The 14713-nt window shown below is 60.3% G+C and carries 11 protein-coding genes and 1 pseudogene; 4 read left to right on the top strand and 8 right to left on the bottom strand.

The window, feature by feature from the left end:
- Positions 1 to 57 precede the first annotated feature (57 nt).
- Genes dmpG through PhaeoP97_RS19950 form a run of 3 tightly spaced genes read left to right on the top strand, consistent with a single transcriptional unit; the run spans position 58 to position 3323 of the window.
- Positions 58 to 1098 (top strand): 4-hydroxy-2-oxovalerate aldolase, encoded by a 1041-nt coding sequence (gene dmpG / locus PhaeoP97_RS19940; RefSeq protein ID WP_072506977.1) that lies wholly within the window; start codon positions 58 to 60, stop codon positions 1096 to 1098.
- Positions 1095 to 2006 (top strand): acetaldehyde dehydrogenase (acetylating), encoded by a 912-nt coding sequence (locus PhaeoP97_RS19945; protein WP_072506978.1) that lies wholly within the window; start codon positions 1095 to 1097, stop codon positions 2004 to 2006. Before dmpG ends, PhaeoP97_RS19945 begins: the two co-directional genes overlap by 4 nt.
- A gap of 57 nt (positions 2007 to 2063) precedes the next feature.
- Entirely contained in the window at positions 2064 to 3323 is a 1260-nt protein-coding gene (locus tag PhaeoP97_RS19950) for an aminotransferase class I/II-fold pyridoxal phosphate-dependent enzyme (RefSeq protein WP_072506979.1), read from the top strand.
- Positions 3324 to 3740: 417 nt separating this feature from the next.
- On the opposite strand, the gene PhaeoP97_RS19955 is transcribed toward PhaeoP97_RS19950, so the two are convergent.
- The 7 genes from PhaeoP97_RS19955 to lpdA all read right to left on the bottom strand — a co-directional run bounded on the left by PhaeoP97_RS19955 (position 3741) and on the right by lpdA (position 13307).
- Positions 3741 to 4784 carry a helix-turn-helix domain-containing protein gene (locus tag PhaeoP97_RS19955; protein WP_072506980.1) on the bottom strand — a complete coding sequence of 348 codons (1044 nt, stop codon included), beginning with the start codon at positions 4782 to 4784 and terminating at the stop codon, positions 3741 to 3743.
- 92 nt (positions 4785 to 4876) lie between these two features.
- Entirely contained in the window at positions 4877 to 7732 is a 2856-nt protein-coding gene (gcvP, locus tag PhaeoP97_RS19960) for an aminomethyl-transferring glycine dehydrogenase (RefSeq protein ID WP_072506981.1), read from the bottom strand.
- A 100-nt stretch (positions 7733 to 7832) separates the two neighbouring features.
- Complete coding sequence (gene gcvH, locus PhaeoP97_RS19965; RefSeq protein WP_014876560.1) at positions 7833 to 8198, bottom strand: glycine cleavage system protein GcvH; 366 nt, start codon at positions 8196 to 8198, stop codon at positions 7833 to 7835.
- A gap of 18 nt (positions 8199 to 8216) precedes the next feature.
- Positions 8217 to 9314 (bottom strand): glycine cleavage system aminomethyltransferase GcvT, encoded by a 1098-nt coding sequence (gene gcvT, locus PhaeoP97_RS19970; protein ID WP_072506982.1) that lies wholly within the window; start codon positions 9312 to 9314, stop codon positions 8217 to 8219.
- A 78-nt stretch (positions 9315 to 9392) separates the two neighbouring features.
- On the bottom strand, positions 9393 to 10769 hold the full coding sequence (locus tag PhaeoP97_RS19975; protein WP_072506983.1) for an alanine/glycine:cation symporter family protein: 1377 nt from the start codon (positions 10767 to 10769) through the stop codon (positions 9393 to 9395).
- Positions 10770 to 10918: 149 nt separating this feature from the next.
- Complete coding sequence (gene lipA, locus PhaeoP97_RS19980; RefSeq protein WP_072506984.1) at positions 10919 to 11887, bottom strand: lipoyl synthase; 969 nt, start codon at positions 11885 to 11887, stop codon at positions 10919 to 10921.
- Positions 11888 to 11924: 37 nt separating this feature from the next.
- Complete coding sequence (gene lpdA / locus PhaeoP97_RS19985; protein ID WP_072506985.1) at positions 11925 to 13307, bottom strand: dihydrolipoyl dehydrogenase; 1383 nt, start codon at positions 13305 to 13307, stop codon at positions 11925 to 11927.
- 165 nt (positions 13308 to 13472) lie between these two features.
- Here lpdA and PhaeoP97_RS19990 point away from each other — a divergent pair, with 165 nt between their 5' ends.
- Complete coding sequence (locus tag PhaeoP97_RS19990) at positions 13473 to 14084, top strand: helix-turn-helix domain-containing protein (protein ID WP_072506986.1); 612 nt, start codon at positions 13473 to 13475, stop codon at positions 14082 to 14084.
- Positions 14085 to 14378: 294 nt separating this feature from the next.
- On the opposite strand, the pseudogene PhaeoP97_RS19995 reads toward PhaeoP97_RS19990, so the two are convergent.
- Positions 14379 to 14669: pseudogene (locus PhaeoP97_RS19995) on the bottom strand (IS6 family transposase); the annotation flags it as partial.
- Positions 14670 to 14713: the final 44 nt, after the last annotated feature.

A 14713-nucleotide genomic window follows, 5' to 3' on the forward strand; every position in this document is an offset into this window, starting at 1 on the left:
AGCACGCCCCCTTCTAATTTCATCCCTTATCCCTGATCCATGACAAGGAGCCAGACCATGGCCATTGCCATTCACGACCCGACTCTGCGCGACGGTAACCACGCCATTGCCCACACGCTCAGTCTTGATGATATCGCTGCCTATTGCCGGACCGTTGATGACTGCGGGCTGGATGTGGTTGAGGTTGGACATGGCAACGGACTGGGGGCGTCCTCCCTGCAGCTGGGGATGGCGCGCCATGCGGATCACGAGATGCTAGAGACCGCCCGCGCGAATCTGACCCACACTAAACTGGGTATTCACGCGATTCCGGGTTTTGCCAAGATCTCTGACATCAAGGCCGCAATTGATATTGGTGTCGATGTGTTTCGCATTGCCTCACATTGCACTGAGGGCGATCTGACTCAAAGCTATATCGAATACGCCCGCAGTCAGGACAAATGTGTGCAGGGCGTGCTGATGATGACCCATATGGCGCCGGCGGAGGTGCTGCTAGCGCAGGCGCAGCGGCAGGTCTCCTATGGCGCAAACGCCATTGTCCTGATGGATTCCGCAGGCAATTACGACCCGCGCGACACAAGCGAGAAGATTGGCCTGCTGGCCGCTGAACTGGAGGTGCCGGTTGGGTTCCATGCCCACAACAATCTGGGCCTTGCGATTGCCAATTCCGTTGCTGCCGCCGAAGCGGGCGCAACCATATTGGATGGCACCATGCGTGGGTTTGGGGCCGGTGCCGGCAATACCCAGCTGGAGGTGCTCTGCGCGGTGTTGGAACGCTACGGGTTTGAGATCAGCACCGATGTTTTTGCGCTCTGTGAGGCGGTGGAGGCACTGCTGGAGCTGCCGCCGGTGCAGCGACGCACGATTGTGGGAACCTCCAATCTGATCAGCGGCATCTATGGCGTCTGCGCCGGGTTTGAGAAACATGTGACCCGCGCCGCACAGGATTTTGGTGTCGCGCCCCGTTTCATCTACGAGGAATTGTCGCGCTGCAACGCCGTTGCGGGGCAAGAGGATCTGATCATCTCGACTGCGGCGCGCCTGTCCAAATCTACGCCGCAACCATCGACGCAACCGCGTGAAGGAGTGACGACATGACCCTGAGAACCGCCATTATCGGCAGCGGAAATATCGGCTGTGACGTGTTGTGCAAGGTGCAGCGCTCAGCTCTGCTGGATTGCACATTGTTTGCAGGGCGCAATGCGGCCTCGCCGGGGTTGGCATTGGCCCGCACACGGGGCGTTCCGGTGACGGATCGCGGCGCCGAGGGGCTGTTTGCTGCGCTCGACACCTTTGATCTGGTGTTTGACGCTACATCCTCGGCCGCGCATCAGGCTCATGCGCCGATGCTGGAAGCGGCGGGCAAGGTGGTGGTCAATCTGACCCCGGCCCCCAATGGCGCGCTCTGCGTGCCGTCGCTGAATGGCGATGATCTGCTGACGGCCCGCAATATCAACATGATCACATGCGGCGGTCAGGCCTCAATCCCGATCGCGCAGGCGATGACAGAGGCCAACCCGGATATCCATTACGTTGAGGTGGTCTCGTCAATCAGCGCTGAAAGCGCGGGACCGGCAACACGGTTGAACCTCAATCACTATATCGAAACCACTGAAAGCGCGCTGAGGCAGTTCACCGGCTGCTCCAACGTCAAAGCGATCTTGAATATCAACCCGGCCAAGCCGAACGTGTATATGCAAACCGCGATATCGGCGCTGGCGGCGCAGCATGATCTGGCAGCGACTGAGGCAGCCATCGCCAAAGCGGTGACACAGCTGCGGGCGGCTGTGCCAGGCTATGACGTGATTGTCGAGCCGCATGTCACCGGCGACCGGCTGTTCACGATGGTGCGGGTGACCGGCGCCGGTGATTACCTGGATCCGTCAGCTGGTAATCTGGACATTATCACAGCTGCGGCCACAAGGATGGCCGAAGCGATCGCCCGTGGTCGGGGCAAGCGAAAGGCTCCTCCGGCGGAGGCATTGCCGATGGAGAGTGTGGCGTGATGTATTACCTGGAGAGCCGCCCGGATGTTCCCGTCCGCATGGTTGAGGGAGGGCGTGATGCCTGACCTCGCCACGGCACATCGCAACACTCCGTTCTGTCCTATCTTGGAGCTGGCGGGCCGCATCCAGTCGCGGGACAAGCCGGTAGTGGATTTCTCTATCGGGGTGCCAAATTTCACGCCGCCGCAGCGGGTCTATGACGCCGCCATTGCTGCTATCCATGCGGATCAGTGCCGCTATGGTCCCAGCCGCGGGGAGGCGGGGCTGATCGCCGCCTATCTGCACTATTTGGCGCAGTTGGGACAGGATCACTTTGGCCCGGTGAACATTGCCGTGGGGCAGGGGGGCAAACATCTGCTCTATTCGCTGTTTCAGGTGCTATTTGAACCCGGTGATACCGTGGTCATTCCCGCGCCCTGCTGGCCGACCTATTTTGACATCGCAAGACTGAGCGGGGTTGCAGTGCGCACCCCTTACTGTGGGTTGCATCAGGGTTACAAACTGGACCCGGCGACGCTGGAGGCGGCGCTGAGGGGGCGGGTTGTGGCGCTCGTGTTGAACAACCCATCTAACCCCACTGGTGCGCTCTATAGCCAGGCGGAGCTGGCGGCCCTGGCCGATGTACTGCGCCGCCACGATGTCTGGATCATCAGCGACGATGTTTACCAGCGGTTTGTCTACACGGATGAGCCCTGTCCGCATCTGCTGGATGTTGCCCCGGATCTGGCTTCCCGGATCATCAAGGTGGACAGCATTTCAAAGCTTTACGGGATGCCGGGGTGGCGTGCCGGGTTGTTGGCTGCGCCGCCTGAGGTGGCAGAGGCTGTAACGGTGCTGAACAGCAATTCAATTTCCAACATGCCGCCCATGGTTGCCGCCGCGGCAGCCGCGGCACTTGGCGGCGATCAGGGCTTTTCGCAGCAGATGACGCACGGCTATCAGGCCCGGCGGGACATCCTGTTGACCGCCTTTGACAGTGCGCCGCAGATCCGCTGCGCCCGCCCCGGCGGTGCGTTTTACCTGTTTCCTGACATTTCACGGGTGTTCGGGTCCATGCACGGCAAGCAAATGATCAGCACGGATGAGGATCTTTGCAATCTGCTGCTGGAAGATTACGGCGTCGCGGCTGTGCCTGGGCGTCACTTCGGAGCGCCGGACAATATCCGCCTGTCCTATGCGATTGATGCGGATCAAGTCAAAACGGGCGCGCGTCAGATTTTGCGGTGTCTGGCAGAGCTGGAAGAAAAGCCAAGAACCACACGGCAGACCCAACCTGGATCAGAGGCACGGGTGCCAGTGATGGAGGTGGTTTCCTGACAGATCTGCGATGGGCAGGCTTCCTGCCCGTCGCCCAGATCGGTTGTCCTATTCTAGTCACGTTAGGCCAGTTGTGTCGGTCCTGAAGCAGCCGGGCGTTGGTACTATGGACCCAGCTCAAGACACGGTGATCGCCTGCCAGACCAATAGCGACCATCTCGGCTTCGAACACCTGAATTGGGCGCTCTCGGGTGCTGCCTTCGAATTTACAGTAATATAGCGGCGCACGGCGTTTCTGGATCAGATCCTGGATGTCAGGAGGCGCGGTTTATGTGCGTTCCGCAGTCGCTTAGCCAGCCACCAACAGCGGTCTGAATGTTGGCCGCCGCCGTGTGGGCCGCTGCACGCACCACACCGGCTTCTATACTCCGCGCTGCCTCCGGTTGGAGACCTGAGGCCTCTTCCCACTGACGCCAGCTACATCGCTCGGGTTTCGACTTGGGTGGTTTCCGACTGACGGAACCGGCGAGGGCGCATGGTTTCCGGGGCAACCCCGCGAAAGGCGCTGCGGCGAATGACATCCGGCGAATGGCCATAGGTCTCGCGGATATGCTGGCTAAGGCTCTGATAGCTGCCAAATCCGGTGGCGACCGCGACTTGACGTATCGGAATATCGGTCTGGGTCAGCAGCTGATGGGCGCGCTCCACCCGTAGCGCGCGATAAACACTGAGCGGTGAGCGGTCGAAATGGCGGGTAAAGCGGCGTTGCAGGCAGCGGGTGGAGACATTGAGCGCTGCGGCCAGTTCGGCAACCGACAGGGGCACTTCGATATGATCCTGCATCACCGCCAGCGATTGCGAAATCAGCTGATCACCAGCGGATTTCTGTTCCAGATTGAGCGCAATGCGGCTCTTGATGGGGCGTTTGCCGGTATCAAGGCCAAGGTAATGCGCCATTCCGTCGGCGGCAAGACGTCCGCAATCAGTAGCGATGATGTCCAGTAACATCCGTGGAATCGCAAATCCGCTGATCGCGGAATGAACTGAACCGGAGATGGCGGTCGCCGCACCATTTTTATCCTGTCGCAGGCTGCATTCGCCCGCTGAGGCCAGGAAATTCGGATGGATCGCCAGATCATGATCCTGACCACGCGCCAGCGCATCTAGCAAAAACACAGCCCCCCCAACAAAGGCGCTGCGATCGGCAAGCCGCATCACCTGATTGACGCGGGCGCGTTCTTTGGCATCCAGCTGCCAGCGGGTGTGAATGTCGCCGAGAAAAATGACCAATCTACGGGGCCGGGCAACCGCAGAGTCGCAGGACAACATGTCCAGCCCGCAGACGCGCACTCTATACTGCACCTCATCCAAAAGATCGTTTGCGGCCTGAAACAGGTCGGTGACAATCTGTGCGCTTGACCGGGGTGCGCCTTCGGGCAGGATCACGTCGATATGGCGCAGCTGGCGGCCTTGGGCGAGAGCAAAGCCGGTGTCGCTGTAGCGGGGAGAATACTGGGTCATCTGTCTGCCTCTCGTACGGTGGTGACGTGGATGGGTCCGGGCAGGGGCGCCGCCGACGGATCGGCGACGCCTCATGTTTTAGGGAGCAGGGGTTATTCTGCGTCCTCTGCGTAATCCTCCATCGGAGGGCAGGTGCAGATCAGGTTGCGATCGCCATAGGCGTTGTCGACGCGGTTCACCGCCGGCCAGTATTTATCAACACCAAGGTTACCCGGAGGGAAGCAGGCCTGCTCGCGCGAATAGGGGCGATCCCACTCACCGACCAGATCGCGCACAGTGTGCGGTGCGTGCTTCAGCGGGTTGTTTTCGGCATCAATCTTACCGTCGATGATATCCTGTGCTTCCGAACGGATGGACAGCATAGCCTCGCAGAAGCGGTCCAGCTCGTCCTTGGGTTCGGATTCCGTCGGCTCCACCATCAGGGTGCCTGCGACCGGCCAGGACATGGTCGGTGCGTGGAACCCGCTGTCGATCAGACGCTTGGCCACATCGTCCACGCTGACTCCGGCCTCGGTGTCGAGGGGGCGGGTGTCCAGAATGCACTCATGCGCAACCCGGCCTGTGGTCGAGGTGTAGAGGATCGGATAAGCATCCTTCAGGCGCGCTGCGATATAGTTGGCGTTGAGAATTGCCACCTTGGTTGCCTGAGTCAGGCCTCCGCCACCCATCAGCAGGATATAAGCCCAGCTGACCGGTAGGATCGAGGGCGAACCGAACGGCGCCGCCGACACCGGACCCACGGCGGTGCCGTATTCCGGGTGACCTGGCAGGTGCTCTATCAGATGCGCCTTGACGCCAATCGGACCCATGCCGGGGCCACCACCACCATGCGGAATGCAGAAGGTCTTGTGCAGGTTCAGGTGGCTGACGTCACCGCCAATGTCACCCGGACGAGACAGACCCACCATTGCGTTCATGTTGGCGCCGTCGATGTACACCTGACCGCCGTGATCATGGGTGATCTGGCAGACCTCTTGCACGGTTTCTTCAAACACGCCGTGGGTAGAGGGGTAGGTGATCATGCAGCCCGCAAGATGGTCAGAATGCTTCTCTGCCTTTTCGCGGAAATCTGCGACATCAATGTTGCCATCTTCGTCAGCTTTGATCGGAACCACTTTCCAGCCAACCATCTGTGCGGAGGCAGGATTGGTGCCGTGGGCCGACGTGGGGATCAGGCAGACATTGCGATGCGCCTGGCCACGCGATGCGTGGTAGCCGCGAATGGTCAAAAGGCCTGCGTATTCACCCTGCGCACCAGAGTTCGGCTGCTGGGAAATCGCGTCATAGCCGGTGATCTGGCACAGCTTGTCGTTCAGATCGTCGATCATCTGGTGGTAACCCTGCGCCTGATCTTCGGGAACGAAGGGGTGCAGGTTACTGAATTCCGGCCAGGTGACCGGGATCATTTCGATGGTCGCGTTCAGCTTCATGGTGCAGGAGCCAAGCGGGATCATCGCGCGGTCCAGCGCCAGATCGCGGTCGGCCAGACGGCGCATGTAGCGGGTGATCTCTGCTTCGGCCCGGTTCTTGTGGAAGATCGGGTGCGTGAGATACGCGCTGTCGCGCAGCATGGCTTCGGGCAGACGGTACTGCTTGTTGGAGCTGTCGTCCTTGCGTTCGATGCCAAAAGCACCCCAGACGGCCTCGATGGTTTCGGGGCGGGTCTGTTCGTCCAGCGAGATACCAACCTTGGTTTCGCCGACGCGGCGCAGGTTGATGCCCCGCTGCACAGCGGCTTCCATGACGGTTTTTTGCAGGTGACCAACTTCGACGGTGATGGTGTCAAAAAAGACTTCCGGCTCAACCTTGAACCCGGCCTCTTCCAGACCAGCCGCCAGACGCGCAGTCTTGCGGTGGACGGACTGGGCAATCGCCTTGATGCCATCGGGGCCGTGGTAGACGGCATACATCGATGCGATCACCGCCAGCAGCGCCTGTGCAGTACAGACGTTGGAGTTGGCTTTTTCGCGGCGGATGTGCTGTTCGCGTGTTTGCAACGACAGGCGATAGGCCTTGTTGCCACGCGCGTCGATGGACACACCAATGATCCGGCCGGGCATGGAGCGTTTCAGCTTGTCGCTGGTCGCCATATAAGCCGCGTGCGGGCCGCCGTAGCCCATGGGAACGCCAAATCGCTGGGTGGAGCCGATGGCGATATCTGCGCCCATTTCACCGGGGGGTTTCAGCAGCGCCAGCGACAGGATGTCGGCGGCCACAACTGCGATGCCCTTGTGTTCGTGCAGGGCGGCGATCTGGTCGCTGAAGTCGGTGACGTGACCATGGGTGCCGGGATACTGGAAGATCGCGCCAAAGACGGCGCCCGCGTCCAGCTCTGCCGGTTCGGCAACCACAACATCGATGCCCAGAGGCTCGGCGCGGGTCTTGATCACGGCGACGGTTTGCGGGTGGCAGTTCTTGTCCACGAAGAAGGCCGCGTTATTCGCCTTGGAGCGCGACCCACGATGGGCCATCGCCATGGCTTCGGCGGCGGCAGTGGCTTCGTCGAGCAGCGAGGCATTGGCCACCGGCAGGCCGGTCAGATCGCTGACCATGGTCTGGAAGTTCAACAGCGCCTCAAGACGGCCCTGCGAAATCTCGGGCTGGTAGGGCGTGTAAGCCGTGTACCAGGCGGGGTTTTCCAGAATATTGCGCAGGATCGGCGCGGGCGTGGTGGTGCCGTGGTAGCCCTGGCCGATCAGGGAGGTCAGGACCTTGTTCTTGCCCGCGATCTCTTTCATGTGGAAGAGCGCATCGCGTTCGGTCATCGCCGAACCCCAGTCCAGCGCCTCTTTCTGGCGGATGGCAGGCGGCACGGTGGCGTCGATCAGCTCATCGAGGGTGTTGAAGCCGATCACCTTCAGCATATCAGCCATTTCACGCGGGCTTGGCCCGATGTGGCGGCGATTGGCAAAGTCGTAGGCTTCGTAATCAGTCAGTTTGAAGGCCATGGGAATGTCCTAATTCGTGGTGGTCCCGCCGGACCATACCGGCGGGTAATCAAGGGAGGGATCGGGCCAGCACGACAGCCGGCCCGGCCCATCAGCAGGATCAGCCGATCAGGGCCTTGTAGCCGTCCAGATCCATCAGATCTTCCAGCTGGGCGCTGTCGGAGAGCTTGATCTTGTAGATCCAGGCCGCGCCTTCGGGGTCTTCGTTCAGGGCGCTGGGGTTGTCGGCCAGATCTTCGTTCACGGCGGTGATTTCACCATCCAGAGGCGCGTAGATTTCCGACGCCGCTTTCACCGATTCAATGACGCCGATCTCGCCGCCTTTTTCGAATTCTTCACCGCTGTCCTGCTGCTCGACAAAGACAACTTCGCCCAGCTGATCAGCCGCGTGTTTGGTGATGCCGAGCGTGGCGGTGTCGCCCTCGACGGTGATCCATTCGTGATCTTCGGAATAATAGGTGGTCATCTCGGGTACTCCTGGAGCTTAGCGTTTGTAGTTCTGGGTGACGAATGGCAGGGCGACGATTTCTGCGTCATGGGCCTTGCCACGAATGATCAGTTTGACCTGTTCGCCGGTTTTGCCGTGCGGGGCAGCGACATAGCCCATGGCGACCGGGCCGCCGACGGTGGGTCCAAAACAACCGGAGGTGATTTCACCAATGGTGTTGCCTTCGGCGCATTGGATCTCAACGTGCTGACGGGCAGGGGCGCGACCGGAGGGTTTGATCCCGACCAGTTTCTTGGCGGCACCGTCGGCCAGCTCTTTCTGGATACGGTCAGCACCGGGGAAACCGCCCTCTTCCTTGCGGCGTTTCTGGATCGCCCAGGCCAGCGAGGCCTCAATCGGAGAGGTGGACTGGTCAATGTCGTTACCATAGAGGCAGAGACCCGCTTCCAGACGCAGGGAGTCACGCGCGCCCAGACCAGCCGGCTCGCAGTCATCATGCGCGAGGAACAGTTTGGTGATGCGTTCGGCGTCTGCATCGGGGATGGAAATCTCATAGCCGTCTTCGCCGGTGTAGCCGAGGCGCGACAGGCGGCATTCCACACCGTCGATATCGGCGACGATGGTTTCCATGAATTTCATCTCACGGGCAGCGGGGCACAGATCGCCCACTACATTTTCAGCGGCGGGGCCCTGAACAGCCACCAGCGCGCGGTCGAAGATCTCGGTCACTTCAACGCCGTCGAGATGCGCCTTCATGTGGGGGATGTCCTGATGACGCAGGGCCGCGTTCACCACCACGAAATAATGGTCGCCCGCGTTGGAGACGATGAGGTCATCCATGATGCCGCCGTCTTCATTGGTAAAGAAACCATAGCGCGCCTTGCCTTCCTTGAGGGTGGCATAGGCCTGCGGGCAGATCGCTTCCAGTTTCTCGCCGACGTTGTCGCCGCGCAGGATCACCTGACCCATGTGGCTGACATCGAACAGCGCAGCTTTCTCGCGGCACTGCTTGTGCTCTCCCATGATGCCCATGGGATATTGAACCGGCATTTCCCAGCCGGCAAAGTCGACCATCTTGCCGCCGAGGGCGACATGCAGGTCATAGAGCGGAGTACGTTTCGGCGCGTCGGTCATAGCGTCTTGCCCTTGAATTGGAGTGTGAAAGGAACCGGGGCGCGACGCCTGCCGCGCCCCGATGTAGATTGATTTTGGTTATTCTGCCGCGCCTTTGCTCGGCTCTTCAGTCTGCCCGTTGGAGGCAAAAAACTCCTTGGTCACCTTGAAGACAACCGGGCTCAGCAGGGCGAGAGCGATCAGGTTCGGGATCGCCATCATGGCGTTCAGCGTGTCTGCCAGCAGCCAGATGAAGCCAAGATCAGCGGTCGCACCGAAGTAGATCGCCACGATCCACAACACACGGTAGCCGATCAGCACCTTGGCGCCCAGCAGGTAGCCGACGCATTTCTCGCCATAGTAGGACCAGCCCAGAATGGTGGTAAAGGCAAAGATCGACAGCGCGATGGCAATCACATAGCCGCCAAAGCCGGGCAGGGAGGTTTCAAACGCCAGCGAGGTCAGCGCAGCACCACTTTCGCCCGATGTCCAGGCGCCGGAGGCGATGATGGCCAGACCGGTGATGGAGCAGACGATGATGGTGTCGATGAACGTGCCCAGCATCGCGATCAGACCCTGGTTTACCGGACCTTTGGTCTCAGCTGCGGCATGCGCAATCGGAGCGGAGCCCAGACCAGCTTCGTTCGAGAACACGCCACGCGCCACACCAAAGCGGATCGCGGCCCAGACAGCGGCACCGGCAAAGCCACCTTCAGCAGCGGAAGGGGTGAAGGCATAGGTGAAAACCAGACCCAAGGCGTTGCCCAGTTGGTCGGCGTTGATGATCAGCACCAGCAGACCGATGGTGATATAGCTGACGGCCATGAAAGGCACCAGCTTACCGGCCACCGCACCAATGCGGGTGATGCCGCCGAGGATGACGGCACCGGTCAGCGCCATCAGCACGATACCGGTGATGGACGGGTTGAAACCAAAGTTGGTTTCCAGCACCTGCGCCACACCGTTGGCCTGCACACCGTTGCCGATCCCAAAGGCGGCAATTGCACCGAACAGGGCAAAGGCAAAGCCCAGCCAAGCCCATTTCTGGCCAAGACCATTTTTGATGTAATACATCGGGCCGCCGACATAGTTGCCCTGACCGTCCTGCTCGCGGTATTTCACCGCCAGCACGGCCTCAGAATATTTGGTGGCCATGCCCACGAGTGCGGTCATCCACATCCAGAACAGCGCGCCGGGACCGCCGAGGAACACGGCGGTTGCAACGCCGGCGATGTTGCCAGTGCCGATGGTGGCGGACAGCGCGGTCATCAGCGCGTTAAACGGGGTGATCTGACCGTCGCCATCGCCAGCTTCACGGCCTTTGAACAGCAGCGCAAAGCCGGTGCCAATGCGCAGGATCGGCATCAGCTTCAGCCCGATCTGCAAGAACAGACCGACGCCGAGAATGAGGACCAGCATCAGCGGGCCCCAGACGATCCCGTTGATATAGCCCACAATTGAATTCAGAACTTCCATATTTTTCCTCCCTTTAGGTGGTATTCTCTGGCCTTAGATTGCCTGTCCCAGCCTTTGCTGCGGTTCGCGACCGGTGACAAGTCGTTTTCTGGGTTCCGCCCCTCCTGCCGCGACCGACCAGCCGCGGGGCAGACCCCAAATGCGGGGATTTACGCTGTGCCGTCTCCCCCTGCATTGACGCTGGCGAGCTGCCGGTTCCGGGCTTCTTTCAGCGCTGCAAAATCTTCATCCGCGTGGAAGGATGAGCGGGTCAGAGGTGTCGCCGAGACACCAAGGAACCCTTTGCTTCGGGCCATCCGCTCAATCTGCTCGAACTCCTCAGGGGTGACGAAGCGATCAATCGGATGGTGTTTCGGGGTGGGCTGCAGATATTGACCCACGGTCAGGAAATCGACGTCGGCTGCGCGCAGATCATCCATCACCTGACGCAGATCTTCCAGTGTTTCGCCCATGCCAACCATCAGGCCGGATTTGGTGAACACCTGCGGATTGGCGCGTTTGGCATCATCCAGCAAGCGCAGCGAGCTGTAATAGCGCGCGCCGGGGCGAACACGGGGGTAGAGGTGCGGTACGGTTTCCAGATTGTGGTTGAACACATCCGGCGCGGCCTCAAACACGATCTCTGCGGCGTTGCCCTTGCCGAGGAAATCCGGGGTCAGCACCTCAATCGTGGTGCCGGGGGTCTGGTGGCGTACGGCGCGGATGGTCTGGGCGATATGTTCGGCGCCGCCGTCCTCCAGATCGTCGCGGTCAACGCTGGTGATCACCACATGGCGCAGCGCCAGTTTCTTCACGGCCTGTGCCACGCGGCCGGGTTCAAAGGCATCCAGCGCATCGGGGCGGCCGGTGGAGACATTGCAGAAGGAACAGCCGCGGGTGCAGACCTCGCCCATGATCATCATGGTGGCGTGGCGTTTGGACCAGCATTCGCCAATATTGGGGCAGGCGGCCTCTTCGCAGACGGTGGTCAGATTGTGGTCCCGCATCAGGCGGCGTGTTTCGAAATATTCCGCGCTCTCGATTTTCTTGCGGCGAATCCACTTCGGCTTGCGCGGGATCTCGCTATCGGCCTTTTTCGACTTTTCCGGGTGGCGGAGCCGCGGCATCGGGACGTTCATCTGGGGTACCTCCTCAGGGCGAGAGATCGGACAGCGATCAGGCGTGAATGGCCCGACCCATGGCATCAAGGCAGGCTTCCTTCACCGCTTCGGCCATCGCCGGATGCGCGTGGCAGGTGGCGGCTACTTCACCAACGGTGGCGCCTTTGGTCATCGCCAGCACCAGTTCGGCGATCAGATCACCGCCATGTGCGCCGCAGATATGGGCACCCAGGATCTGGCCCTCGGGCGTTGCCAGAACTTTGACCGCGCCGTCAGTTTCGCCCTGCGCACGGGCGCGGGAATTGGCCATGAAGGTGAACTTGCCGACGATGTAATCCGTTCCCGCGTCTTTCAGCGCCTCTTCGGTCTTGCCTACCGATGCCACCTCGGGATCCGTATAGACGATGCCGGGAACGGTGTTGTAATCCACATGTCCCGCCTGACCGGCAAGCATCTCGACACAGGCCACGCCGTCCTCCTCGGCCTTATGCGCCAGCATCGGGCCGGGCACACAATCACCAATCGCGTAAATGCCTTCGACAGATGTGGAGAAACGTTCATCCACCTCGACAAAGCCGCGCGCATTGACGGAAACACCCAGCGCCTCCAGCCCCAGACCTCGGATCACCGGGCGGCGCCCGATGGCGATCAGCACCTTATCGGCGACCAGCTGTTCTTCTTTGTCTTTGCCGACGCGGTCCAGCGTCAGGGTCAGGCCCTCGTCGCTGCGGTCGATGAACTTCAGCGCGCGGCCCAGCTGGAACTTCAGCCCCCGTTTGGACAGGGCGCGCTGTGCCAGTTTGGCGATTTCGCCGTCGATGCCCGGCAGGATCCGGTCGAGATATTCGACCACGGTGACCTTCGCACCAAGCCGCGACCAGACCTGACCCAGCTCCAGCCCGATGACACCGGCGCCGACCACCACCAGATGCTTGGGCACCTCTGGCAGGGTCAGCGCGCCGGTGCTGGAGACCACGTCGCCCTCGTCGATGTCGACACCCGGCAGCGGGGTGGGTTCGGAACCAGTGGCAATCAGGATATTCTTGGTCTCGTGGATCTCGTCACCGACCTTCACCTTGCCAACAGCAGGGATGCTGGCCCAGCCTTCGATCAGATCAACGCCGTTCTTCTTGAACAGGAAGGCGATGCCCTTGGTGAGATCGCCGACAATCTTGTCCTTGCGCGCCATCATCGCGTCCAGATCCAGCCGGGCGCCATCAATAGCAATCCCGTGACCGGCCAAATGCGACAGGCTTTCGTATTTACCGGAGGAGGAGAGCATCGCCTTGGAGGGGATGCAGCCCACATTAAGACAGGTGCCGCCCAGGGTTCCACGCCCTTCGACACAGGCAACCTTCAGACCAAGCTGAGCCGCGCGAATGGCTGCGACATAGCCGCCGGGGCCACCACCAATAACGATCAGGTCATATAGGCTCATAATCTGCCCTCCAGTTTGTCTGTCAGGGAACATATGTCCCTAACTCTCCCGCGAGTTTCCTTTAAGAAACTTTTCCACCATAAGCAACTATTGGTTTCACATAGAAACTTTGACCTAAGTTTGAGAGGGAGTTAAACATTGGGAAACTCAGGAGATTGCCCGCCAATGGAACCCATCAATCCGGAAGACGGCACCCCCGTGGCAGAGGTGGCCGAGGCCCCGGACGGCAATGCCCTGGGGAAAATGATTCGAGATTCACGTAAGGAAAAAGGCCTGACTCTGGAGGAGGCAGCCAAGGCTGCCAATATCGGCCGCTCCACCCTGTCGAAGATCGAGAACAATCAAACCCGCCCCAGTTTCGAGATCATCCGCCGCCTGATGCAGACGCTGGATCTGCAGACGCCGCAGCTCTTTGTGCAATCCGCCAAGAGCGATATCTCCGGTCGGCGCGACTACACCCGCAAGGGCAAAGGCGAGCATCAGGAAACCGAGACCTACGACCATGAGCTGCTCTGTACCGAGCTGACCAGCAAACGGATGCTGCCCTATTTCAGCCGGATCAAGGCGCGGGATGTGTCGGAGTTCGAAACCTGGATCCGCCACAGCGGCGAGGAATTCATGTTGGTGATCAGCGGGGAGCTGATCCTTTATACCGAACATTATCGCCCGCTGCCGATGAAGGCCGGCGATACGGTCTATTATGACAGCGGCATGGGCCACTGCTGTGTCTCGACCAGCGAAGACGATGCGCATGTCTTGTGGGTCTCGCTGGACTGACCTCGACCTGTTGCCACTGGATTTGGCCAATAGGGAGGGATTTTTGCGGGCGAATGTGGAATCCTACGCCAAGTATAAAGCTGCCGTTTATGATTTGCGCAGCCAATTGCGGCAAAGAGCCCATTGAGTACCATGGAACTTTGCACTGCATGTGCTCGCAGCGCGTATCTCACTGCAGCCGCGAAATTATTGAGGCTGCAACGCGGCTGGAAATCCGGTCATTGGGGACGACTGCAGAATTTGGTATTGCCAAGTTGTTGAGGTGAGCTTGTGAGGTATTGGCAGGTTCAGGTCGCCATTTGCGGCGATCGCGCGCCACAGCCAGTGCTTACTGCCACGGATCAGGATCACCGTCTGGTCCATGTGCCACTTGTCGTTCGGCGGCGGTCGATCACGGCGAATGCAATCTCCAAAGTGCTGACCGAAGTGATTTACCCACAGCCGAACTGCTTCGCGGATGACGATCACGCCCCTCGCAGCCAACAGATCTTCGACGTCAGCTGTGCTCAACGCAAAGCGATGGTAAGCCCAAACCGCGTAAGCGTTGATCTCGCGAGGACAGCAAAAACCCTTCAGGCGTGGCATGATCGTTGGGATGGTCACTAGCGCGACATAGCCGGATCACTCAG

This window comes from Phaeobacter porticola, assembly GCF_001888185.1.
GTDB lineage: Bacteria > Pseudomonadota > Alphaproteobacteria > Rhodobacterales > Rhodobacteraceae > Phaeobacter > Phaeobacter porticola.